Here is a 22160-nt window from a genome sequence, read left to right on the forward strand (position 1 = left end):
AAGCGTGCGCAACAACTCAGGTCATACATTCTCGATCATCGCATCCGACGTCGAAATCGTCGGCAATTTGTCGGCGCGAGTCGACCTTCATATTGACGGCCAGGTGCATGGCGACGTGACCTGCGGCAATCTCGTGCAGGGTGAAGGCAGCATCATCGTGGGCAAAGTCATCGCCGAATCAGCGAAGCTTTCGGGCCATGTTGAAGGTTCTATCGAAGCCAATGATTTGGTCATCGAATCTTCTGCGCGTGTCAAAGGCGATGTGATCTATAGCAATCTAACCATTGCACCCGGCGGCCAGATTGAAGGCAAGTTCAGCCACAAGTCCACGGCCAAGCCAAGCATTCCAAGCGCGCCGGTCAATGTCGGCAAGGATAATGATCCATTTATCCTAACAGCGGATGCCAAGGTCGCTTAACCAAGTTTTGCTTGGTGCGTTGGAGCGGAGGTAGATGCTATAAGGGTGTCTTGTCTTCGCACGACACGAACGGGCTGAGACGCTTTTTTACCAGTCACCCTGAACTTGGTTCAGGGTCTATTTAGTCTTTCTGGCTCTGGTTGTGCTGCACGATGGGCCCTGAACCAAGTTCAGGGGGACGGCGTGAACGCACCCGCGACCTGAAAATTTCCTACACGCGTAACATAATTTCCAACAAACCCCACGCGTGCATCTTTGCGCTTAAAAAAGGGGGACGGCCGACGCGGAAGCGCTGGTGCTGCTTCCGGCTGATGGTGTTGGGTGATTAAGGCTCGTTTGTTCCATCAGTCTCATTCTAGGAGCCGCCTTACCTTGGCTGGGCTGCTTTCCTTGGGATGAAGGTTCCTAAAGCCCCCAAGGCCGTCCATGACGAACGGGGCGGTTATCCGCCACACCCAGCCTCTTGTGCGCTGTTCAGAGCTTGATGCAACAGGCCCTTTTAAAAGGCAGAAGCAAACACCCTATCGCGCCGGCCGTGCCAGCGCGTTTCCACGCCAGCGTTCCCATCATCCCGACCCACGTTCTAGACCGCAGCCTGAATGACGCGAATCAGATAACCTATCTGGTTATTTGTAGGAAAGTAGTTTTCGCGCAGGGACATAAAAAAGGCCCGAACCATGACTGGTCCGGGCTTTAAGTTGGATGTTCGCGGGAGGAACATCGGGAGGGGCAGGGCATTAAGGGAGAGGAGAAAATGCCCCGCCGCCAAGTCGTAAAACTCAATAATTATAGGCTCGCTCACCATGTTCGGTGAGGTCCAAGCCCTCACGCTCAGCATCTTCGGTTGGACGCAGGCCAGTGGTGAATTTCAGCGCGTAGAACAAAATGGCCGAAACAATTGCAGTCCACAAAACTGTGGTCCCCACCGCCCAAAGCTGAGTGATGACTTGGCCAGCCATGTCATATTCGCCCGGAACGGCTGGGAACACGGTATAGTCGATCCAGCCCTGACCACCCAAGGCCGGATCCGCCACAATGCCCACGCCAATTGCGCCGACAATACCGCCGACACCATGGACGCCAAAGACGTCTAGCGTATCGTCATAGCCAAGCTTGTTCTTCACATAAGCAACGAACACATAGCACAGGCCCGATGCCGCAAAGCCAAGCAGGATGGAGGTCATGGGCGCTGCAAATCCGCTGGCTGGCGTAATGGCCACAAGGCCGGCAACGGCGCCGGTAACAGCACCAAGCAAGGATGGTTTACCATGGTGGAATTGTTCAATCAGGCACCATGCCACCGCCGCAGCAGCTGTGGCGACAAAGGTGTTAATAAACGCCAGCGCGGCCAAGCCATTGGCTTCCAAATTGGAGCCAGCGTTAAATCCAAACCAGCCCACCCACAAAAGCGATGCGCCAATCATGGTCATTGTCATCGAATGTGGCGGCGTCGCTTCTTTGCCATGGCCAACGCGCTTACCGATGATAAGGCAGCCGACAAGGCCCGCAATACCGGCGTTAATGTGCACCACGGTGCCGCCCGCAAAATCCAGCGCACCCCAGCCCCACAACAGGCCCATATCGGTTGGTGCATCGACCAAGAAGTCTGGACCAGCCCAGTACCAAACCATGTGCGCGATCGGGAAATAAGCGAAGGTCAGCCACAATACGGTGAAGATCATCAACGGTGTGAACTTGATCCGTTCTGCAAATGCGCCGACAATCAACGCCGGCGTAATGCAGGCAAAGGTCATCTGGAACACCACAAAGGCATATTCAGGAATGTAGACATTGTTGCTAAATGTTGCAGCATATGTGGTCGCATCGACCCCTTGCAAAAACAGCTTAGAAAAGCCGCCAATGAAGGCATTGCCGCTGGTGAAGGACAGGCTGTAGCCATAAGTGACCCAGACAAGCGCCGCGACCGACACAATCATGAACACCTGCATCAACAGGCTTAACATATTCTTTGTGCGGACCAAACCACCGTAGAACAAGGCCAAGGCCGGGATCGACATCAGCAATACCAAAGCGGAGCTGATCAGCATCCACGTTGTGTCGCCCTTGTCGACCATGCCCGCCATTTGTTCGACCGTTGGGGCCTTGATCGGGCCGTCTGCAACAGCCGCGGCTACAACAGCACCAGCCGTCGCTGCGCCATCAGCTGCTTTCTCCGCAGCCTCCTGCGCAAAGGCGGGCAAGGCAGCGAACAGTGTCGCCCCCGCCGCGCCCAAAAATTTCAGTGTCTTTGACATTATCTGGTTCCCCTAGCTTGATATGATCGCGTCAAAGCGCGGTTTCGTTGGTGTCGCCGGTGCGGATGCGTAACGCACCGGCAAGATCGAATTCGAAAATTTTGCCATCACCAATGGCGCCCGTTTCGGCGGCATGCTGAATGGCCTCAATGACCGCAGGGGCTTGATCGGACGCGCACGCCACCTCAATCTTCACCTTAGGCACCATGTTGGTAGCATATTCAGCACCACGGTAGATTTCGGTCTGCCCCTTTTGTCGGCCAAAACCTTTGACCTCGCTAACCGTCATCCCCGACACGCCCAGCGCAGTGAGCGCCTCGCGTACCGGATCCAACTTGTGCGGTTTAATCACGGCGATAATATATTTCATGCAAACCCCCTGATGGTATCGCAATGCAATATGCAAACGCCGTGCCAGAACGCGAAAATAACGCAAAAGCGACAGTATTAGGTCGTTGGGGTCATAATGCCGCGCACCGCGGACATAAAATATGCCTATTATTTAATCAGTGATTTTTGACTGCTTAATATTTAGGCAATTAACCAATCTGCATGCTGGCCCATATCGGCAGGTGATCCGACGCCTGTTTCGACAAGGCGGAAATATGGCAATCGGCAGCGGTAACCGTGACGTCATGGCTAACGATGATGCGGTCAAGACACGCAACGGGGCGCGATGTGTGAAAGCTTTTGGGCGTTTGCACCAATCGGTGATGGTGAAAGGCCAACTCGCTCAGCGCGCCTTTGTCCGACCATTGGTTGAAATCACCCATCATGATCGTGGGCATGAAACGCGGGCTAGCATCAATAGCGGCCAATAAAGCGCGAATTTGCTTACGCCGCCACAGGCCCGACAAATCAAGATGCACGCCAATCACGCGCAAGCTATGCCCGCCTACGGACAGTTCCGCCATCACCGCGCCGCGCGGTTCCAGCGTTGGCATGTCAATGGGCTGGGCATGGCGCAGCTCAATGCCCTTGCGCAATAATATCGCATTGCCGTGCCAGCCAATTGCCGCCGGAAAAGCGTTTAAAGGCACAGGCACATAAGGCGAATCTGCCTCCAGCATCGCCAAGGGTATCGCGCTCTGCCGCGCGCCAAAACGGCGATCCACCTCTTGCAGCGCGACAATATCGGCATCGATTTCATTCAGCACCGACAATATTCGCGCCGGGTTGCGCTTTTGATCCAACCCCACCGCCTTACGGATATTATAAGTCGCAACCTTGATCGCGTGGCTCATGTCCGAATCATGCGGTTAGTTGGGCCATGGCAAGCTTGTGGCCGCAATTCACGCCAATCAACCAGCGGTCCCACCCACCGTCAACGCGCTGACCAAAGTGGTGGGTTGCCCGACACCCGCAGGCACGCTTTGTCCCGCCTTGCCGCAGACGCCAACGCCTTCATCCAGCGCCATGTCATTGCCAAGGCCAATGACCTTATTAAGCGCAGTGGGGCCATCGCCAATCAACGTCGCACCCTTGATCGGGTCGCCCAGCTTGCCGTTCTTGACCAAATAGGCCTCGGTGCAGCTAAACACGAATTTGCCCGACACAATGTCCACCTGCCCGCCGCCAAAGCTTTTGGCGAAAATGCCGTTTTTGACACGGCTTAATAGTTCGGCCGGATCATCATTACCGCTGCGCATGAAGGTGTTGGTCATGCGCGGCATCGGGGCATGGGCGAAACTTTCGCGGCGGCCATTGCCCGTGGGCTCCACGCCCATGAGGCGCGCATTCATGCGGTCCTGCATATAAGCGCGCAATATGCCGTCTTCGATCAGGATATTTTCCTGAGTCGGCGTGCCTTCATCATCAATCGATAAGGAACCGCGGCGGTTCATCATGGTGCCGTCATCGACCACGGTGACGCCGGGTGCGGCCACGCGCTGCCCGATTTTGCCGGAGAAGGCGCTGCTGCCCTTGCGGTTGAAATCACCCTCCAAGCCATGGCCAACTGCCTCATGCAGCAACACGCCCGGCCAGCCCGGCCCAAGCAACACGGTCATTTCGCCCGCGGGTGCGGCGACCGACCGCAAATTGGTCAGCGCCTGCGCCAAGGCAACATCAATGGCGTGCTCCCATTCCTGTTCTTCAAATAATTTGTCGTACAGATAGCGGCCGCCAAAGCCATGGTTCCCGGTTTCGCGACGTTCGCCATCTTGCGCAACAATGCCGACATTGAGGCGCACCAAGGGCCGGACGTCCGTGGCGACAAAGCCATCGGCGCGGACGATTTCGACAACGCTCCAGCTGCCCGACAGGCTGACGCTGACCTGCGCCACGCGTGGGTCACGGGCGCGGGCGGCGGCGTCGATTTGTTGGCACAAAGCCACCTTTTGCGCGAAGGGCACCAGCTCCAACGGGTTGCCATCAGTGTATAAATGCCGGTTGTTTTGGCGCGGTGGCGGCGCAGGCTGATCCTTTGTGGGATCGAGCAGCTTCAAAGTTTCCCCTGCCCGGCGGATTGCGGCCTCGCTCATGTCATTGGCGTGACTGAACCCCGTCATCTCGCCCGAAACGCCGCGCAGGCCAAAACCCGATCCAGTCGAATAATCCGCCATTTTCAGACGGCCATCATCAAAACCAAAGCTCTCGGTCGCGCTATATTGCAGATACAGCTCGCCATCATCGCAGGCTTTCAACGCATCCCGCGTAATCCGCTGCGCCGCATCAGGGTCCAGTAGGCCAGGTTGGTAAAGATAGGAGCGTGGGTCTGTATAAGTCATGGCACCTATATGGGCCGGTGCGGCGACGGTTGAAAGGGCAATTTATATATTGCACGCCAATTCCTTCCCCGATGGTGTCGAGCGCAATCCGCCACCCCGAAGGCAGGAATGACAAATCGGTTATCAGCCCCTAAAGCCACCACATGACCACGCGATTCAAATTTTCGATTTCCGCCACCGATGGCAAGGCCCGCACAGGCAGCATTCAAATGCTGCGTGGCGAAATTCGCACGCCGGCCTTTATGCCCGTGGGCACCGCCGCCACGGTTAAGGCGATGCGCCCTGCTGAAGTGCGCGCGACGGGTGCGGACATCATATTAGGCAATACCTATCATCTGATGCTGCGTCCCGGCGCAGAGCGGGTGGCACGATTGGGCGGCTTGCATCAATTTTCGGGCTGGGACCGGCCGATCCTGACCGACAGCGGCGGTTATCAGGTGATGAGCCTATCGGCCTTACGTAAAATCACCGAAGAGGGCGTGTCGTTCCAAAGCCATTTGGACGGGTCGAAACATATGCTGTCCCCCGAACGATCAATGGAAATTCAGCGTTTATTGGGGTCCGATATCGTCATGGCGTTTGACGAATGTCCCGCCAATGGCGTGTCGCGGGACGCAGCCATTAAATCAATGGAACTGTCGATGCGCTGGGCCAAGAGATCCCGCGACGGGTTTGACAGCGGCGGCGAACATGCGGCGCGCGCGGCATTGTTCGGCATTCAACAAGGATCATTGGACGAAGAATTGCGCAAGCGGTCCGCCGATGCGCTCATCGACATTGGCTTTGACGGTTATGCCGTTGGCGGCCTTGCGGTGGGTGAAGGGCAAGAGGCGATGTTCGGTTGCCTCGATTATGCGCCTGACCAATTGCCCGCCGATCGCCCGCGATACCTTATGGGCGTTGGCAAGCCCGACGATTTAGTCGGCGCGGTGGAGCGCGGCATCGATATGTTCGATTGCGTTTTACCCACACGGTCGGGCCGCAATGGGCAAGCCTTTACCCATCATGGCCCCATCAACATCCGCAACGCCAAATTTGCCGAGGACCAAGGGCCAATTGATGACCGCTGCACGTGCCCCGTATGCGCGACATGGACGCGGGCCTATGTCCATCATTTGATTCGTTCGGGCGAGATACTGGGTGCGATGCTGATGACGCAGCACAATCTGCATTATTACCAGATGCTGATGGCCGACATGCGCGCAGCGATAGCGCAGGGGCGCTTTGCAGCCTTTGCGCAAGAATTCCGGCGGGATTATCTCAAAGCATGAGCGCAGCGTCGATCAACGATGCACTGAAACGCGCGCAGGCCAATAGCCCATTCTTGGCTGGCCTGATGGATCGCAACGCCGACCTCATGCCGCTGATCCAAGCGGGCAATTTCGACGATGCGCTTAACACCGCGCTCGCCCGCAATGCAGAGACTGCTGGCACGGCATTGCGGAAGCAGCGCCAAGGCGTTGCGCTTGTGACGGCCATCGCCGACCTTGCCGGAATTTGGGACCTTACACGCGTGACGCGCATCCTCTCCGACTTTGCTGATCATGCGCTCGATCAAGCCATAGCCGCCGCGATTGAAGAACGCGTGCCGGGTGCGCCGAACCAAGGCTTTGCTGTCATCGCATTGGGCAAGCATGGCGGGCGGGAATTAAATTATTCGTCGGATATTGACCCGATATTCCTGTTCGACCCCAAAACCTTACCCCACCGCGAACGCGACGATGTGGCGGAGGCAGCGGTGCGTTATGGCAGGCGGGTGATTGAACTGCTCTCCGCGCTGGACGGGGATGGTTATGTCTTTCGCGTCGACATGCGGTTGCGTCCGTCGCCGGAGGTAAGCCCCATCGTTCTGCCGGTGGAGGCAGCTATCGGCTATTATGAATCGTCTGCCTTGGCGTGGGAACAAGCGGCCTTCATCCGGTCACGGGTCAGCGCAGGCGATCGCGCATTAGGCGATTATTTCCTGCAGGCTATTCAGCCGTTCATCTGGCGCAAATCGCTCGATTTCGGGCAATTGAAGAATATCACCGCGATGACCGCCCAAATCCGCGACCATTATGCCAAGGGGCAGAAAATGGGCCTCGGCTTTGACCTGAAACGTGGGCATGGCGGCATAAGGGAATGCGAATTTTTCGCCCAAGCGCATCAGCTTATCCATGGCGGCCGCGACCCCATGCTGCGTATCGCTGACACGCGAGCGGCCTTATCGGTGCTGGCAGCGGCTGGACCAATCAGCACGCAAGAGGCGGAGATCTTGTCCTCGGCCTATTCACAGTTGCGGATGTTCGAACATCGCTTGCAAATGCACAGCGACCGGCAAACGCATGAAATACCCGCCAATCGCGAAACCGCCGATGCTGTCGCGCGATTACATGGCCTAGCCGATGCCGACGCGCTGATTGCCGCGATTGCGCCAATTACGGCGCAGGTGGCGACCATCTATGACCGCATGGTCGATGCAGGGGGTAGCGAGGGGCCACGGTTGGCGGACGAAGGTCTGCCGCTGGAGGAGCAACTCACCGATCTGGGCTATGCCGACCCCATAGCCGTAATGCAGCGACTGGCGCGATGGCGCAGCGGCAAAATCCGCGCGATCCGCAGCCCATCAGCGCGCGAAGCCTTTGAGGCGGTGTTGCCCGCAATCATGGCGGCGCTGGCGCAAGCACCCGATTCGGACCGCGCCATCGCCCGTTTCGACAATATGATTGAGGCGATGCCCAGCGCGATTAACGTCTTTCGTTTGCTGGAGGCGCGTCCCGGCCTCGTGCAACTGGTCGCGGATATCTTAAGCTATGCGCCGACTTTGGCCGACGATCTGGGCCGTCAAAGTCGCTATCTTGATGCGTTGATTGATACCAGCGCCATGCATTTGCCCGGCGACATGTCGGCATTGCAGGACGCGATGCAGCGCCGAATTGGCACCGCCGATTATCAATCCACCCTCGACATCGTCCGCGATTATGTCGGCGAAAAACGCTTTGCGCAGGGCGTGCAGTTGATTGAGGGGCGCAGCGACGCGCTCGACATATCCCGCAGTTACGCCCATCTGGCCGAAGCATCGCTTCAAACCTTGACGGCCGCGACCGTGGCTGAATTTGAAAAAGCACATGGCACAATAAAGGGCGGTGAGCTCATCATTCTCGCTTTAGGCAGGCTGGGCGGTGAAGCGTTAACGCACGCATCGGACTTAGACATCATCCTACTGTTCACGGGCGACTATCTGGCGGAATCGGATGGACCGCGCAGCCTTGGCGCAACACAATATTTTAACCGGCTGGCGCAACGGGTGATTGCGGCAATGTCCGTGGCAACCGCTTCGGGTGCCTTATATGAAATTGATACACGCCTTCGGCCATCGGGTGCAGATGGGCTATTGTGCGCGTCGGTCAAAAGCTTCGACCAATATCAGCGCGAGAACGCTTGGACGTGGGAGCATATGGCGCTCACCCGCGCGCGCGTGCTTTTTGGATCAGCCGGCGCGCGTGGCCAAGTCGCCGACATCATCCGCGATGTTTTGCATACACCTCGCGACACCGAGAAGTTGCGCCTCGATATTGCAAAGATGCGCAAGGACATGGCCGCGCATAAGCCGCCAAAGGGTGCGTTGGATGTAAAGCTGCTGTCCGGCGGATTGGTGGATATGGAGTTCATCATCCACGCGCTGCAGTTGGAAACACATGACGGCATGCACCCCCAGCTTGGCCCCGCGATTGATGCGTTGGTCGCAGCGGGGCACCTGCACGCTGACTTTGCCAAAGCCTTTGCCTTAATGGCGCGGCTATTGGTCATGGTGCGCCTAATCGCGCCCGATTGCGCAGCCCCGCCCGAGGCGGCACAAAAGCTAATTGCGCACAGTCTAGGCTTTGACGGTTGGGACCGGTTGATGGACGCACTTAGGGATTATCGCGGGGTTGTCATGACCCAATGGCAGAGCCTATTTGGCACACGCGATTTTTGAAAAGGAACGACACATGACCGATGTTAACGACACGCTGCCCAACGTGACCGTCGCCGATAGCGCAGGCAATCCGGTCAATCTGGCGGCGCTTTCCGGCCCGTTTGTGCTCTATTTCTATCCCAAAGCGGATACGCCCGGCTGCACCAATGAGGCGAAGGATTTTACTGAATTAGCAGCTGAATTTGCGGCGCTGAATTGCCCAGTGTACGGCATGTCGAAGGACAAGCCTGCGAAGCTCGCCAAATTTGCCGCGAAATATGCGCTGAATGTTCATTTGCTATCGGACGAAGCGAGTGACGCCACGGAACAAATGGGCGTCTGGGTCGAAAAGTCCATGTATGGTAAACTCTATATGGGCATTGACCGGTCAACTTTTCTGGTCGGCAAGGACGGCAAAGTGGCGCAGGTCTGGCGCAAGGTGAAGGTCAAGGACCATGCAGCGGAAGTCTTGGCAGCGGCGAAGGCTTTATAGGTCGCGCCCTTGAAAGGGACTTCGGACATGCGGCACACATAAGCCGAATCTCTTTCATCAGCTGCAGCGCGGCCGGAACAAATGGCCGCTGGCCGCGTTAAAACATCGGTAAACCGTCATTTTGTCAGGCGCTATAGCCTCAATTCAACGACTCAACGCGTTTGAGCGGCGGCTTGTCCCGCGATTATGACAGAGATGTTGCATATAATTGAGCCATCGGACACGACCCTTTTCATAAGAAGTGGGCAGATCATCTGCCTTGGTCAATTTTCGGGGCTGCGCCAAAATCGGTGCGGGTCGCAACAACAAGGTAACGACACACATGGTATCCAGCGCTTTGGCTTCGTGCCAATCACTGATCCTGAAAGCTGCCGCTGCGATTGGCATTTTGGTCGCTGTTGCAACCGCTACACCTGCTGTTGCAAATTCCGCCGCCGCTTCGTCTGACACTTTCCGTATTTCACCCGAAGATTTGAAGGCTAACCAAACCGCCCTTGGCGTTTCGGACCCCGAATTTCGGGCATTGAACGACAGCTGGGGCCGCATTAACGGTGCCATTAGCAAGGTTGTCGTTGCCGTTCCTTCGATCAACCCTGTTGAGACCATGAAATTCTCCAGCGGTTTTGGCTTTCGTAATGCCCCCACACGTGGCGCCAGCCGCAACCACAAGGGCATCGACATTCCTGGCCCCGTGGGCACGCCCATTTTTGCTACCGCAGACGGCATCATCGGCCGCGCTGAATGGGTTGGCGGCTATGGCAAATTTGTTGAAATCAACCACGGCAACGCGGTGCAAACACGTTATGGCCATTTGTCGGCTATGAATGTGACCCCCGGCCAACGTATCCGCAAGGGTGACATTGTTGGCTATATGGGTTCAACTGGCCGCTCCACCGGAAGCCATCTGCATTATGAAGTGCGCATCGCTGGTGAAGCGATCAACCCAATTGCTTTCCTCGCCCCGCAGCAATCAGACCCAACTGGCGCAAAATTCTTGCTTGCCTCAAAAACTACTGATAGCAATGCCATTGGCGGTCCTGCTGAAGGTGAGTAAGCGGACAGGCTAACGCATCACCTTTGGGAGAGGGTGTAATCTTGGGGGCTGGCATGGGATACTCTGCCGCCCCTTTTCTTTATGTGTGCCATGGCCTACATGATCAGTATGATCGACACTGAAGTCATCTCCATGACAGCAAACGCCGCGCGCCGCGTGGCCGAAATCGCCACCAAATTGGGCAAGGATCCTGTGCTGCGCCTGTCGGTTGAAGGGGGCGGCTGTTCGGGCTTTCAATATCGCTTTGGTTTGGCCGACTCGATTGAGGCCGACGACATTCAAGCGCAAGGCGACGGTGCATCGCTGGTTGTCGACCCCATGAGCCTTGATCTCGTGCGCGGATCTGCTGTGGACTTCGTAGAATCGCTTGGCGGCAAGAGCTTCAAGGTTACAAACCCGCAAGCACAAGCGGGTTGCGGCTGCGGATCGAGCTTTTCAGTTTAGGCGGACGTGGCTTCATGCGTATTGCGACTTATAATATTAACGGCGTCAAGGCGCGCCTGCCCCGATTGCTGGAATGGCTAGAGGAGACCCAGCCCGACATTGCCTGCTTGCAAGAGGTGAAGTCGCAAGATGAGGGTTTTCCCATCGCGGAGTTTGAACGCGCGGGCTATGGCGCGATCTGGCATGGGCAGAAGTCGTTCAATGGCGTGGCTATCCTCGCCAAAGGTGCGCAACCGATTGAGACGCAGCGCACTTTGCCCGGCGATCCGTTGGACGAACATGCCCGTTATTTGGAGGCCGATATTTTAGGTATACGCGTTGCGAGCATTTATTTGCCCAATGGCAACCCGCAACCCGGCCCCAAATTCGACTATAAGCTGGCGTGGATGAAACGGCTATATGCCCGCGCGGCAGAATTGCTAGCGGCGGAAATCCCTGCGGTATTGGCAGGCGATTATAATGTCATCCCGCATGCACATGATATCTGGGCGCCAGCTGCGATGTTGGACGATGCGCTTCGGCAACCCGAAAGCATCGCTGCCTATCGCGCCTTGCTTGGTCAAGGCTGGACCGACGCGCTCGCCACGCATTATCCGCAAGGCGGGGTGTGGACATTTTGGGACTTTCAGGCCGGTGCATGGCAACGCGACCATGGCTTTCGCATCGACCATCTGTTGTTAAGCCCCGCCGTCGCCGACCGCCTAACCCATTGCGGCGTCGACAAGGACCATCGTGGCCGCGAAAAGGCGAGCGACCATGCCCCGACTTGGGTGGAGTTAGCGGACTAAAACCGATATTGTAGCACCTGCTACAATTTGTTATAGTTAAGTTCCATTTTAGGAGCCGAACTATGACTTTGTTCCGTATATTTCTCGTCACCATCATTGCCGTTATCGGTGTCTACACCGGCATTGTGGTCGCGAACCATGGCGTGGGGCTATATCCCATATTTTTCGGCGACATTGCGGATATGACATGGAACGGGCAGTTTAACCTCGACTTTTTGGGTTTCCTTATCATGTCCGGCGTCTGGGTCGCATGGCGGCATGCATTTTCGGTTGGCGGGATAATCTTGGGATTTGCGGCCTTCAACTTGGGCGCACCGTTTCTGGCGGCCTATCTGCTCATCGAAAGCATCCGAAATAAAGGCGACAGCGCCGCCATTTTATTGGGCAAAGCACGGGCCGAAAACCGGCGTTAAAGCGCTTTCGCGTTTACATCATCCAGGCCAATGCTTTTTAGAAACAGCATGCCTTCCATGCTGACCAGCAGGCGCGCGGCATCGACTTCCAATTGTGCTGCGCTCTCTGCCTTTAACTGCATTTTGCCCCAGTCCAGAAAACCACGGCCAATCTGTTCGCCGACGCTGCGATAAAAGGCATCGCCCATCGCCGCACGCGCCGCGACCTGCAGCCAGATGCGCATATACGGCCATAACGCGTCCTCAAACAAAAGCGCGGATAGTTGGCGGCGCAGATCTTCTAACGGCAATGGCACAGACGCGGCCCGTTCGGACATCAGCCCCACCAGCCGCGCCGAGATTTGCTCTAGCACCGCGGTGATAATCTCCGCCTTGTCGGTAAAATAATAGAGGAGCATCCGGTCGCTAATGCCCGCCGCCTTGGCCAATGGACGCAGGCTCGCCGCCGACAATCCCTCTGTTAGGACATAATCGGTCAATCGCTGGATAATCTCCGCGCGGCGGGAGTCGTTTTTGCTCACGCACACAGCATAGCGCGTCAAAGACAAAGGTGGCAACTGGACAGCGTGCGCCAGTATCTCTATCGGCTGGGCATGCCAGAATCCAAAACACATAGCGAACCTTCGGACTCCATCCTGATCATCGATTTCGGATCGCAAGTCACCCAGCTTATCGCCCGCCGCGTGCGCGAGGCGGGGGTCTATTCCGAAATCGCCCCATTCAATAATGCCGAGGCCGCGTTCGCGCGGATGCAGCCAAAGGGCATCATCTTGTCCGGCGGTCCAGCGTCGACCACGCAGGCCGGATCGCCACGCGCGCCGCAAATCGTGTTCGATAGCGGTCTGCCTATCCTTGGCATTTGCTATGGCCAGCAAACGATGATGATGCAGCTCGGCGGCCATGTTAGCGAAGGTGATGGCGGCGAATTTGGCCGTGCGTTTATTGAGGTCGAAAAACCCTGCGCCTTATTCGACGGCCTTTGGCAGACAGACGAAAAGCATCAGGTATGGATGAGCCATGGCGACAAGGTGACCAGCCTTGCCCCGGGCTTTGAAGTTGTCGCCACCAGCGATGGCGCGCCTTATGCCTTTATCGCCGACGAAGCGCGGCAATATTATGGCATTCAATTCCACCCAGAAGTCGTGCACACCCCCGATGGGGCAAAGCTGATCTCCAACTTTGTGCATAAGGTATGCGGGTTGGCCGGCGATTGGACGATGGCAGAATTCCGCGCGACGAAAATCGCCGAGATCCGCGCGCAGGTCGGCTCCGGCCGCGTCATTTGCGGTCTTTCGGGCGGCGTCGATAGCTCGGTCGCTGCAATCCTGATTCATGAAGCCATTGGCGATCAACTCACATGCGTGTTTGTCGACCATGGCTTGCTGCGCATGAACGAACGCGCACAGGTCGAAACGCTGTTCCGTGACCATTATAATATACCGCTTGTTGTTGTAGACGCCGAAGAACGCTTTATGGCGGGACTATCCGGCGTCACGGACCCAGAAAAGAAGCGCAAGTTTATCGGTGCGGAATTCATCAACGTCTTTGAAGAAGAAGCGAAGAAAATCGGCGGCGCGGATTTCTTGGCGCAAGGCACGCTCTACCCCGATGTGATCGAAAGCGTGAGCTTCACCGGCGGGCCATCGGTCACGATCAAAAGCCACCATAATGTCGGCGGCTTGCCCGCGCGAATGAATATGCAGTTGGTCGAACCATTGCGCGAATTGTTCAAGGATGAAGTCCGCGTTCTGGGCCGTGAGCTTGGCCTGAATGATCAATTTGTCGGCCGTCACCCCTTCCCCGGCCCTGGCCTTGCGATCCGCATTCCGGGCGAAGTGACCAAGGAACGTTGCGACGTTTTGCGCAAGGCGGACGCGGTCTATCTCGAAGAAATCCGCAATGCGGGTCTATATGACGCGATTTGGCAAGCCTTTGCGGTTCTCCTGCCCGTCCGCACCGTGGGCGTGATGGGCGATGGACGCACCTATGACAATGTCTGCGCCTTGCGCGCAGTGACCTCCACCGATGGCATGACGGCGGACATTTATCCGTTCGAAAGCGCGTTCCTAAGCCGTGTCTCTACGCGCATCATCAATGAGGTGAAGGGCATCAACCGCGTGGTGTATGATTATACGTCGAAACCACCCGGAACGATTGAGTGGGAGTAGGCGTTCAACCGAAATGCCTAGCCCGCTTTCACCCGCGCAGATAAGCGAGATCGTCGAAATGGCGCTGTCCGACCATGTCAGCTTCGCCCAAATTTCGGCGCAGCACGGGGTCACGCCCGACGAGGTTAAAGTCCTCATGCGCACCGAATTAAAACCTGGAAGCTATCGCGCATGGCGCAAGCGTGTCCGTGATTTCGGCGACCGGCGCGCGCATTATAAATGATATTCATGGCACATAACGGACCAATCATATGACCCTAACCCTTTACGGCATTCCCAATTGCGACACCGTCAAAAAAGCACGCAATTATCTTGAGGCGCGCAGCCTTGGCTATCATTTCCACGATTATAAAAAGGCCGGCGTTACCGCAGCGGACTTGGAACGATGGAGTGATGTTGTGGGCTGGGAGAAGCTGCTCAACAAGGCAGGCACCACGTTTAAGAAGCTGCCCGATGCCGACAAGGCCGATATTGACTTGGCCAAGGCGATTGCGTTGATGGTCGCCAACCCGTCGATGATCAAACGGCCCGTGGTTGAGGGCGGCAAGGCTTTGCTCGTCGGGTTTAAAGAACCCGAATGGGACGCTTTACTGTCGCAGAATTGAAACGTCGCGGGGGCAAAGAGGCATTATGAAAATTTTGCGCCCCCTCTTAATCGTCCCATTCATTTTGTCCGCCTGTTTTGCATCGGAAAGCCACGCCATGGAACAACCGCTTGAAGGCAAAGTCATTGTCATCGCCCATCGTGGCGCGAGTGGCGAGCGGCCCGAACACACGCTGGCCAGCTACCGCCTCGCGATTGAACAGGGCGCCGATTATATTGAACCGGACTTGGTGCTCACCAAGGATGGCGTTTTGGTCGCGCGTCATGAGAATGAGATTTCGGAAACCACCGACGTTGCGGACAAGGCGGAATTTGCAGACCGCAAGGTAACCAAAATCATCGATGGCCAGAAAATGACGGGCTGGTTTACCGAAGACTTTACCCTCGCCGAATTGAAGACGCTTCGCGCGAAAGAGCGTCTGCCGCAATTGCGTAAGGCCAACATGGCCTATGACGGGCAATTTGAGATACCGACCTTTGACGAGATACTCGCGCTGGCCAAAGAGGCAAGCAAGACGACGGGTCGGACGATAGGCGTCTATCCTGAAACCAAGCATCCCAGCTATTTCACCGCAATTGGCTTGCCGCACGAGGGCGCATTGCTGGCGGCGCTGACCCAATATGGCCATGTCGACAAAAAAGCGCCGGTGTTCATCCAGTCCTTCGAGGTCGAAAATTTAAAAGCTTTGCGGTCCAAGACACAATTGCGCCTGATCCAGTTGATGGATGCGAAAGGCAGCCCCGCCGACCGCAGCGACCTGACCTATCCGCAAATGGCAAGCGCGCAAGGTCTGAAGACTATTGCAACTTATGCCGATGGCATTGGCCCCAATAAGGCGCTCATCATCCCGCGCACTGTGCTGGGCAATTTGGGCGATCCGACGTCCCTTGTCGCCGACGCACATAAAGTCGGCCTTGCGGTCCACCCTTGGACATTTCGCCGCGAAAATTACTTCTTGCCCCTCGCGCAGAAATCCGGCGTTGATCCGCGTGAGGTCGGCGACTTGGACACAGAGATTAAAGCCTTCTTGGCCACCGGCATTGACGGCATTTTCAGCGACAATGTCACAGAGGCAGTGGCGGCGCGGTCACATTAAGACGCGCGCCTCAGTCGGCCTGCCAGCGGAATACCTCCTCCAATGGCTTGCCAAAGACATGGGCAATCCGAAAGGCTACCTCCAGCGAGGGAGAGTATTTGCCCTGCTCAATGGCGGCAATGGTCTGGCGCGTGACGCCGACCTTGTCGCCCAAATCGCCTTGTGTCATTTCGCCCGCCAAAAAGCGTAAGGTTTTAATGTCATTGGTAAAGGGTGCCTGCGCCATTGATCAATAACCGCGCCGGTAAAGATATAGCTGCGATCCGACACGTATCAGTTCTGCCAAAACCAACGTCGCCATCAAAATATTGACCGACCAACCGTAGCTTAGGCCATTAATGAGGGCAAAGATATTGGCCCATATTCCAAGGACCAACGGGTAATACGCCGCATGGGTTCCCTTCAGATGAATCGTTTTTTCGCGCTCATCTTCCTTGAGATTTGCCTCTTTTGGTGTGCGGATTGTAAACCAAACAGTCCCGGCCACCATCGGCACCAGAAAAATGATTGTCGTTGGAATAAGCATCCAGACTGCGGTCAACATACCGCCGCGCGTGTTTGCGACGGCCCAAGGGTAAGACATGAAATACCAGCCAAAGCCCAATATGAGGCTTAGAAAAGCCACCCAATGAATTTTCTCACGAAAGGACATCATGACATCTCCATGTTATGTGATTCGTACTTAATGTTATATATTTTTAACATTGAGTCAACAAAATCAAACATCTTGCCGTTCTTTCTTTTGCCCAAGGCGTTTAGCGGCTAAGCCCTTGCGCTATGTCTACGCATCCCAAAACGCTCACTTTCGACACATCCACCAGCCGTGCGAACCCAACGCCGTCGCCGATGAAGCGCCTAACGGTGCCGCGCATCCGGCAGCAAAAGGGTAAGGAACCGCTGGTCATGCTGACGGCCTATACCGTCCGCATGGCGCAGTTGATGGACCCGCATTGCGACATGCTGCTGGTCGGTGATTCGCTGGGGCAAGTGATTTACGGCCTGCCGCACACTGTTGCGGTGACGATGGAAATGATGGCGGCGCATGGCGCAGCGGTTGTGCGCGGCAGCTATCACGCCGCCGTCATCGTCGATATGCCCTTTGGGTCTTACGAAGCCTCGCCAGAGCAGGCATTTGTCAACGCATCGCGGCTGTTGAAAGAAACCGGTGCGGCAGCGGTGAAGCTAGAGGGCGGCAAAGTGCTCGCGCCCACGGTCGAATTTCTAACCTCCCGCGGTATTCCAGTTATGGCGCATGTCGGGTTGACCCCGCAGGCAGTGAACATATTGGGCGGCTATGGCGTGCGCGGCAAAAGCCCGGAAGAAGCCAAATCCATCGTCGATGACGCGATTGCCATGTCCGACGCAGGCGCATTTGCGATGGTGATTGAGGGCGTGCTGGAACATATCGCCATCGAGATCACGCAAAAAGTCGCCTGCCCAACCATCGGTATTGGTGCGTCCGCGCAATGCGACGGCCAAGTGCTGGTCGCCGAAGATATGCTGGGCCTGTTTGACCGCGTGCCGAAATTCGTCAAAAAATTCGGTGAGATGGGTGTTGGCGTCGAAGAAGCGGTTCGCGCGTACGCCGCGGGTGTCCGTGACCGCAGCTTCCCCGGACCAGATCAACTGTATCAGCCTGTATAAAGCAGGCTGGCCTATCGGGCCGAGTCGGGCTAAGGACAGCACTAACCAATTTTGACTAAACAAATTCGGAGGCCCTTTTGGCTTTGACACCGACTGAAAAGCCCGCGGATAAAGACCGGAGTGGCAGTGACGAGGCATTTTTGCGTGAGGTGGACGATGCCGTCCGCGCAAGTGATCTCAGCAGTTTATGGACACGTTATGGCCGCTGGCTATTGGCGGCGGTGGTGGCTGGGCTTTTGGCCTTTGGTGGCTGGATCATCTATCACAACCAAGTGCAGGCCGCCGCTGACTTGCAAAGCGAAGAATTTGTCGACGCAATGGACAAATTGCGCGCGGGCCAAGAAAAAGAGGCACGCGCCAAATTGGCAAAGCTGGCACAAGCAGATCAACCTGGATATCGCGCGATGGCGCAACTGGTTGAAGCCAATCTGCTCGGTGAAGATGGCGAAACCAAAAAGGCTATTGCTTTATATGGTAAGGTCGCAGGCGACGACAGCCTACCACAAACATTCCGTGATCTGGCGCTGATCCGTCAAGTGAGTGCGGAGTTTGATTCCATCCCGCCGCAGCAAGTTATTGACCGGTTGAAACCCTTGGCCACAGCTGGCCACCCTTATTTCGGCAGCGCAGGCGAATTGACAGCCTTGGCTTATATGAAAATGGGTAAGGACAATTTGGCTGGCCCCATTTTTGCACAGATCGCAAAGCAGGAAGATGCGCCGCCGACCCTGCGCAGCCGTGCACAGCAGATGGCAGGTGCGCTTGGCATCGATACCGTTCAGCTTGACGCAAGCCGTAATGCGGCATCGAAGGCTGGCGCTAGCGCCGCCAAAGGAGAGTGACTTTGAAGACCCTATCCAAATTGCTTCTGGCACTCGCCGTGACAACTTCGCTCGGTGGCTGCGCCGTTCTTGACGGCGTGCGCGGTGATGCTGGTAAGAAGAACAACACGCCAACCGTGGGCGCCCGCGTCAGCATCTTGGGCACAGAGCGTGATACTCAAGTCGATGCGTCCTTGGCGGATGTAGCCGTCACCTTACCGCCAGCTATGATGAACGAAGCATGGGCACAGCCCGGCGGCAATGCGTCAAAATCACCCGGCCATGTCGCGCTGGGTCAAAAGCTAACGCGCATTTGGACCGCAGATGTAACTGGCGCCAACCCGCGCGCACGCCTGGCCGCAAGCCCTGTGATGAGCGATGGCCGAGTCTATGTCGTCGACACCACGGCGCGCGTTACAGCATTTGATGCAAACACGGGCGCACAAATCTGGTCGAACGCGCTTGAAGTTGACAGTGATGGCAAACCATCCCGTTATGGCGGCGGCGTGAGTGCCACCAGCAGCAATGTGTACGCCACCAATGGCGTCGGCGATGTCGTGTCGCTTGCCGCGGACACTGGCGCGCTTGTATGGAAAAAGCGTCCAGCCGGACCATTGCGCGGCGCCCCGACATTGTCCAACGGCAATCTATATGTGATGACGCAGGACAACCAAATTTACGCGCTGCGCCAAAGCGATGGTGAGCCACAATGGAAGGAAGCCGGCCCTGTAGCAGCATCGGGTATATTCGGCGTTGGCGCCCCTGCCGCGGCGCAAGGCACGGTCATTGCGGGCTATTCCAGTGGTGAGTTGGCCGCCTATCGGTATGAAAATGGCCGCAGCCTGTGGAATGACACCTTGTCGCGTACCGCGATGTCGACATCGGTGTCGACGCTGACTGATATTGATGCTGACCCTGTCATCGACCGTGGCCGTGTCTTCGCATTGGGCAAAGGCGGACGCATGGCGTCCTATGAACTAGTGACGGGCCAGCGCATTTGGGAAATCAACATTGCGGGTATTTCGACACCCGTGACGGCCGGCGAATGGGTGTTCGTGATGACCGACGAAGCACAGTTGCTGAGCGTTGCGCGGTCCAGTGGCAAAATCCGCTGGATTTCGAAGCTACAACGTTACGATAATGCAAAGAAGAAAAAGGGCCCCATCAGCTGGTATGGTCCCATACTTGCGGGCGGTCGCTTGATTGTTGTCAATTCACAAGGGGCAATCTGGACGGTGGCACCGGAAGATGGCACCGCGACTGAGGTTGCCGATGTCAAATCCGATGTGTCGCTTGCGCCAATTGTCGCAAATAATATCTTATATATTCTGGATGATTCTGGCCGCATTTCCGCGTTTCGCGGCTAAGGCCCTATAGGAGAATGCCGGCATGTTGCCGACGGTAGCCATTATTGGTCGGCCTAATGTCGGCAAGTCTACTTTGTTCAACCGGCTGGTTGGCAAGAAACTCGCGCTGGTCGATGACACGCCGGGTGTCACGCGTGATCGCCGTGAAGGTGAAGGTCGTTTGTTCGACCTTGAATTCACCATTGTCGACACGGCAGGCTATGAGGATGAAGATCCAGACACTCTGCCCGGCAGAATGCGGATGCAAACAGAGGCGGCAATTGCAGGGGCGCAAGTCGCCCTTTTCCTGATTGATGGCCGCGTTGGCGTGACCCCGCTTGACGAGGAAATTGCCCGTTGGCTGCGCAGCAGCGCGACACCGGTCGTGCTTGCGGTCAATAAGGCCGAAGGCAAGCAAGGCGATAATGGCATATTGGAAAGCTATGCGCTTGGCTTTGGTGACCCTATCGCCATCAGCGGCGAACATGGCGAAGGCATGGCCGATCTGTTTCAATCGCTGCTGCCGCATATTGACGGCGGCGCGTTTGAAGTGCCCGACCCCGAAGCGCCCGACGCAATATTGAAGCTAGCGATTGTTGGACGGCCAAATGCCGGTAAATCGACGTTGATTAACAAATTATTGGGTGAAAACCGCCTGATTACCGGTCCTGAAGCCGGCATTACCCGCGACAGTATTTCGGTGGACTGGATCTGGACAGACCCAAGTCCCAAGCAAGGCGAGCCCGATGAAGAAGGCAATATCCCGCCCCTGCTGACCGATCGCCGCGTGCGGTTGATTGATACCGCCGGGATGCGCAAACGCGCCAAGGTGCAGGACAAGTTGGAAAAACTATCGGTCGCCGACGCACGCCATGCGATCGATTTTGCCGAAGTTGTCGTCCTGCTGCTGGATGCGACTAAGGGTTTGGAAGTGCAGGATCTAAAAATTGCCGACCATGTCATTCAAGAGGGCCGCGCGCTGATTATCGCGATCAACAAATGGGATGTCGCGGTTGATGGCAGCGGGCTGTTCAAAGGCATTCGTGCCGCGTTGGAAGAAGGCCTGTCGCAGTTGAAGGGCGTTCCGATGATCGCTGTCTCGGCATTGACGGGCAAGGGCCTTGACCAGATGATTTCCGCCGCGTTCGATGCACGTGAAGCTTGGAACAAGCGTGTGCCAACGGGCATTCTCAACCGCTGGTTCGAAGCCGCTATTTCGGCAAATCCGCCACCGGCCCCTGGCGGTAAGCGGATTAAGCTGCGCTACATGACCCAAGCGCGGAACCGTCCGCCGACCTTTGTCATTTTTGGCAACCGTACCGACGAGTTACCCGCCAGCTATGCGCGCTATTTGCTCAACGGCATACGCCGCGATCTCGATTTTGGCGCCGTACCCGTGCGGATCAACTTCCGGTCGTCAAAGAATCCGTTTGCCGACAATAATTAGGGATTACCCAGCGCGATATCAGTCCTCAATAGGTTTGGACTGCAGCTGGATGTAGTTTTCTATGCCCATGCGCGCAATCAGGTCGAACTGCTTTTCCAGCATATCGACATGCTCTTCTTCGCTTTCCAATATGGATGCGAACAGGTCGCGGCTGACATAGTCGCGGACGCTTTCGCTATACGCAATTGCATCCTTGAGCAGAGGCAATGCTTCATATTCCAGCTCAAGGTCAGCTTTCAGGATTTCCTCAACGGTCTCGCCAATGCGCAGACGGCCAAGCAATTGGAAATTGGGCAAGCCATCCAGAAACAGGATGCGTTCCGACAATTTGTCGGCATGCTTCATCTCGTCAATTGATTCGTGCCGTTCAAAATCTGCCAGACGCGACACACCCCAATTATCGAGCATGCGGTAATGCAACCAATATTGATTGACGGCAGTCAGTTCGTTCTTGAGCGCCTCGTTCAAAAATTCGATGACTTTTGCATCACCCTTCATAGCC

At 56.3% G+C, this 22160-nt stretch carries 24 protein-coding genes; 16 read left to right on the forward strand and 8 right to left on the reverse strand.

Annotated features, from left to right (window positions below):
- The first annotated feature begins 4 nt into the window (after nt 1-4).
- Nucleotides 5-418 carry a bactofilin family protein gene (locus D7D48_RS08880; RefSeq protein WP_245964418.1) on the forward strand — a complete coding sequence of 138 codons (414 nt, stop codon included), beginning with the start codon at nt 5-7 and terminating at the stop codon, nt 416-418.
- 779 nt (nt 419-1197) lie between these two features.
- On the opposite strand, the gene D7D48_RS08885 is transcribed toward D7D48_RS08880, so the two are convergent.
- The 4 genes from D7D48_RS08885 to tldD form a co-directional block, all read right to left on the reverse strand.
- Nucleotides 1198-2673 carry an ammonium transporter gene (locus D7D48_RS08885; protein WP_125231067.1) on the reverse strand — a complete coding sequence of 492 codons (1476 nt, stop codon included), beginning with the start codon at nt 2671-2673 and terminating at the stop codon, nt 1198-1200.
- A 31-nt stretch (nt 2674-2704) separates the two neighbouring features.
- Nucleotides 2705-3043 carry a P-II family nitrogen regulator gene (locus tag D7D48_RS08890; RefSeq protein WP_125231068.1) on the reverse strand — a complete coding sequence of 113 codons (339 nt, stop codon included), beginning with the start codon at nt 3041-3043 and terminating at the stop codon, nt 2705-2707.
- Nucleotides 3044-3212: 169 nt separating this feature from the next.
- On the reverse strand, nt 3213-3917 hold the full coding sequence (locus D7D48_RS08895) for an endonuclease/exonuclease/phosphatase family protein (RefSeq protein ID WP_125231069.1): 705 nt from the start codon (nt 3915-3917) through the stop codon (nt 3213-3215).
- 57 nt (nt 3918-3974) lie between these two features.
- Nucleotides 3975-5402, reverse strand: coding sequence for a metalloprotease TldD (gene tldD, locus D7D48_RS08900; RefSeq protein ID WP_125231070.1), 1428 nt, complete (start codon nt 5400-5402; stop codon nt 3975-3977).
- A gap of 143 nt (nt 5403-5545) precedes the next feature.
- Here tldD and tgt point away from each other — a divergent pair, with 143 nt between their 5' ends.
- The 7 genes from tgt (at nt 5546) to D7D48_RS08935 (ending at nt 12531) form a co-directional block, all read left to right on the forward strand.
- The gene (tgt, locus tag D7D48_RS08905; RefSeq protein ID WP_125231071.1) at nt 5546-6673 is read left to right on the forward strand and encodes a tRNA guanosine(34) transglycosylase Tgt; all 1128 of its coding nucleotides are present in this window, start codon (nt 5546-5548) and stop codon (nt 6671-6673) included.
- On the forward strand, nt 6670-9360 hold the full coding sequence (glnE, locus tag D7D48_RS08910) for a bifunctional [glutamate--ammonia ligase]-adenylyl-L-tyrosine phosphorylase/[glutamate--ammonia-ligase] adenylyltransferase (protein ID WP_125231072.1): 2691 nt from the start codon (nt 6670-6672) through the stop codon (nt 9358-9360). The genes tgt and glnE overlap by 4 nt, the downstream gene beginning before the upstream one ends.
- 13 nt (nt 9361-9373) lie before the next feature.
- Nucleotides 9374-9832, forward strand: a complete 459-nt coding sequence (locus D7D48_RS08915; RefSeq protein ID WP_125231073.1) for a peroxiredoxin — start codon at nt 9374-9376, stop codon at nt 9830-9832.
- A gap of 322 nt (nt 9833-10154) precedes the next feature.
- A complete protein-coding gene (locus D7D48_RS08920; RefSeq protein WP_125231074.1) occupies nt 10155-10886 on the forward strand; it encodes a M23 family metallopeptidase in 732 nt (243 codons plus the stop codon).
- A 99-nt stretch (nt 10887-10985) separates the two neighbouring features.
- Nucleotides 10986-11330, forward strand: coding sequence for a HesB/IscA family protein (locus D7D48_RS08925; protein WP_425452553.1), 345 nt, complete (start codon nt 10986-10988; stop codon nt 11328-11330).
- 14 nt (nt 11331-11344) lie between these two features.
- Entirely contained in the window at nt 11345-12118 is a 774-nt protein-coding gene (gene xth, locus D7D48_RS08930; protein ID WP_125231076.1) for an exodeoxyribonuclease III, read from the forward strand.
- A 62-nt stretch (nt 12119-12180) separates the two neighbouring features.
- Complete coding sequence (locus tag D7D48_RS08935) at nt 12181-12531, forward strand: hypothetical protein (protein WP_125231077.1); 351 nt, start codon at nt 12181-12183, stop codon at nt 12529-12531.
- On the opposite strand, the gene D7D48_RS08940 is transcribed toward D7D48_RS08935, so the two are convergent.
- Nucleotides 12528-13052, reverse strand: coding sequence for a TetR family transcriptional regulator (locus tag D7D48_RS08940; RefSeq protein ID WP_185739831.1), 525 nt, complete (start codon nt 13050-13052; stop codon nt 12528-12530). The two genes, D7D48_RS08935 and D7D48_RS08940, sit on opposite strands and share 4 nt — an antisense overlap.
- 72 nt (nt 13053-13124) lie before the next feature.
- Between D7D48_RS08940 and guaA the strand changes: the two genes are divergently transcribed.
- Genes guaA through D7D48_RS08960 form a run of 4 tightly spaced genes read left to right on the forward strand, consistent with a single transcriptional unit; the run spans nt 13125 to nt 16400 of the window.
- Nucleotides 13125-14699, forward strand: a complete 1575-nt coding sequence (guaA, locus tag D7D48_RS08945) for a glutamine-hydrolyzing GMP synthase (protein WP_125231079.1) — start codon at nt 13125-13127, stop codon at nt 14697-14699.
- 13 nt (nt 14700-14712) lie between these two features.
- Entirely contained in the window at nt 14713-14922 is a 210-nt protein-coding gene (locus D7D48_RS08950; protein WP_125231080.1) for a DUF2805 domain-containing protein, read from the forward strand.
- Nucleotides 14923-14950: 28 nt separating this feature from the next.
- On the forward strand, nt 14951-15304 hold the full coding sequence (locus tag D7D48_RS08955) for an arsenate reductase (RefSeq protein ID WP_125231081.1): 354 nt from the start codon (nt 14951-14953) through the stop codon (nt 15302-15304).
- 25 nt (nt 15305-15329) lie between these two features.
- Complete coding sequence (locus D7D48_RS08960) at nt 15330-16400, forward strand: glycerophosphodiester phosphodiesterase (protein WP_125231082.1); 1071 nt, start codon at nt 15330-15332, stop codon at nt 16398-16400.
- 10 nt (nt 16401-16410) lie between these two features.
- On the opposite strand, the gene D7D48_RS08965 is transcribed toward D7D48_RS08960, so the two are convergent.
- Together D7D48_RS08965 and D7D48_RS08970 are read right to left on the reverse strand one after the other, a co-directional pair.
- A complete protein-coding gene (locus D7D48_RS08965; RefSeq protein WP_125231083.1) occupies nt 16411-16626 on the reverse strand; it encodes a helix-turn-helix transcriptional regulator in 216 nt (71 codons plus the stop codon).
- 3 nt (nt 16627-16629) lie between these two features.
- Nucleotides 16630-17055, reverse strand: a complete 426-nt coding sequence (locus tag D7D48_RS08970; protein WP_245964419.1) for a hypothetical protein — start codon at nt 17053-17055, stop codon at nt 16630-16632.
- 122 nt (nt 17056-17177) lie between these two features.
- On the opposite strand from D7D48_RS08970, the gene panB reads away from it, so the two are divergent.
- The 4 genes from panB to der all read left to right on the forward strand — a co-directional run bounded on the left by panB (nt 17178) and on the right by der (nt 21658).
- Nucleotides 17178-18044: a 3-methyl-2-oxobutanoate hydroxymethyltransferase gene (gene panB / locus D7D48_RS08975; RefSeq protein WP_125231084.1), complete on the forward strand. Its 867-nt coding sequence runs from the start codon at nt 17178-17180 to the stop codon at nt 18042-18044.
- Between the two features lie 77 nt (nt 18045-18121).
- Nucleotides 18122-18886: a tetratricopeptide repeat protein gene (locus D7D48_RS08980; protein WP_245964420.1), complete on the forward strand. Its 765-nt coding sequence runs from the start codon at nt 18122-18124 to the stop codon at nt 18884-18886.
- Nucleotides 18883-20232 carry an outer membrane protein assembly factor BamB family protein gene (locus D7D48_RS08985; protein ID WP_185739832.1) on the forward strand — a complete coding sequence of 450 codons (1350 nt, stop codon included), beginning with the start codon at nt 18883-18885 and terminating at the stop codon, nt 20230-20232. The genes D7D48_RS08980 and D7D48_RS08985 overlap by 4 nt, the downstream gene beginning before the upstream one ends.
- Before the next feature lie 22 nt (nt 20233-20254).
- A complete protein-coding gene (gene der, locus D7D48_RS08990; protein ID WP_125231085.1) occupies nt 20255-21658 on the forward strand; it encodes a ribosome biogenesis GTPase Der in 1404 nt (467 codons plus the stop codon).
- Nucleotides 21659-21676: 18 nt separating this feature from the next.
- Here the strand turns inward: der and bfr are convergent, their stop codons facing one another.
- Nucleotides 21677-22156: a bacterioferritin gene (gene bfr / locus D7D48_RS08995; RefSeq protein WP_125231086.1), complete on the reverse strand. Its 480-nt coding sequence runs from the start codon at nt 22154-22156 to the stop codon at nt 21677-21679.
- Nucleotides 22157-22160 lie beyond the last annotated feature (4 nt).

The organism is Sphingorhabdus wooponensis (assembly GCF_003933235.1).
GTDB classification, from domain to species: domain Bacteria; phylum Pseudomonadota; class Alphaproteobacteria; order Sphingomonadales; family Sphingomonadaceae; genus Sphingorhabdus_B; species Sphingorhabdus_B wooponensis.

What these genes read in the sequence shown, in the direction of transcription:
- xth (WP_125231076.1), top strand. Translation starts at nt 11,345, where the DNA reads ATGCGTATTGCGACTTATAATATTAACGGCGTCAAGGCGCGCCTGCCC.
- glnE (WP_125231072.1), top strand. Translation starts at nt 6,670, where the DNA reads ATGAGCGCAGCGTCGATCAACGATGCACTGAAACGCGCGCAGGCCAAT.
- D7D48_RS08950 (WP_125231080.1), top strand. Translation starts at nt 14,713, where the DNA reads ATGCCTAGCCCGCTTTCACCCGCGCAGATAAGCGAGATCGTCGAAATG.
- D7D48_RS08925 (WP_425452553.1), top strand. Translation starts at nt 10,986, where the DNA reads ATGATCAGTATGATCGACACTGAAGTCATCTCCATGACAGCAAACGCC.
- panB (WP_125231084.1), top strand. Translation starts at nt 17,178, where the DNA reads ATGTCTACGCATCCCAAAACGCTCACTTTCGACACATCCACCAGCCGT.
- D7D48_RS08970 (WP_245964419.1), bottom strand. Translation starts at nt 17,055, where the DNA reads ATGATGTCCTTTCGTGAGAAAATTCATTGGGTGGCTTTTCTAAGCCTC.
- bfr (WP_125231086.1), bottom strand. Translation starts at nt 22,156, where the DNA reads ATGAAGGGTGATGCAAAAGTCATCGAATTTTTGAACGAGGCGCTCAAG.
- D7D48_RS08955 (WP_125231081.1), top strand. Translation starts at nt 14,951, where the DNA reads ATGACCCTAACCCTTTACGGCATTCCCAATTGCGACACCGTCAAAAAA.
- D7D48_RS08920 (WP_125231074.1), top strand. Translation starts at nt 10,155, where the DNA reads ATGGTATCCAGCGCTTTGGCTTCGTGCCAATCACTGATCCTGAAAGCT.
- tgt (WP_125231071.1), top strand. Translation starts at nt 5,546, where the DNA reads ATGACCACGCGATTCAAATTTTCGATTTCCGCCACCGATGGCAAGGCC.
- D7D48_RS08885 (WP_125231067.1), bottom strand. Translation starts at nt 2,673, where the DNA reads ATGTCAAAGACACTGAAATTTTTGGGCGCGGCGGGGGCGACACTGTTC.
- D7D48_RS08895 (WP_125231069.1), bottom strand. Translation starts at nt 3,917, where the DNA reads ATGAGCCACGCGATCAAGGTTGCGACTTATAATATCCGTAAGGCGGTG.
- D7D48_RS08935 (WP_125231077.1), top strand. Translation starts at nt 12,181, where the DNA reads ATGACTTTGTTCCGTATATTTCTCGTCACCATCATTGCCGTTATCGGT.
- D7D48_RS08960 (WP_125231082.1), top strand. Translation starts at nt 15,330, where the DNA reads ATGAAAATTTTGCGCCCCCTCTTAATCGTCCCATTCATTTTGTCCGCC.
- guaA (WP_125231079.1), top strand. Translation starts at nt 13,125, where the DNA reads ATGCCAGAATCCAAAACACATAGCGAACCTTCGGACTCCATCCTGATC.
- der (WP_125231085.1), top strand. Translation starts at nt 20,255, where the DNA reads ATGTTGCCGACGGTAGCCATTATTGGTCGGCCTAATGTCGGCAAGTCT.
- D7D48_RS08965 (WP_125231083.1), bottom strand. Translation starts at nt 16,626, where the DNA reads ATGGCGCAGGCACCCTTTACCAATGACATTAAAACCTTACGCTTTTTG.
- D7D48_RS08915 (WP_125231073.1), top strand. Translation starts at nt 9,374, where the DNA reads ATGACCGATGTTAACGACACGCTGCCCAACGTGACCGTCGCCGATAGC.
- D7D48_RS08890 (WP_125231068.1), bottom strand. Translation starts at nt 3,043, where the DNA reads ATGAAATATATTATCGCCGTGATTAAACCGCACAAGTTGGATCCGGTA.
- tldD (WP_125231070.1), bottom strand. Translation starts at nt 5,402, where the DNA reads ATGACTTATACAGACCCACGCTCCTATCTTTACCAACCTGGCCTACTG.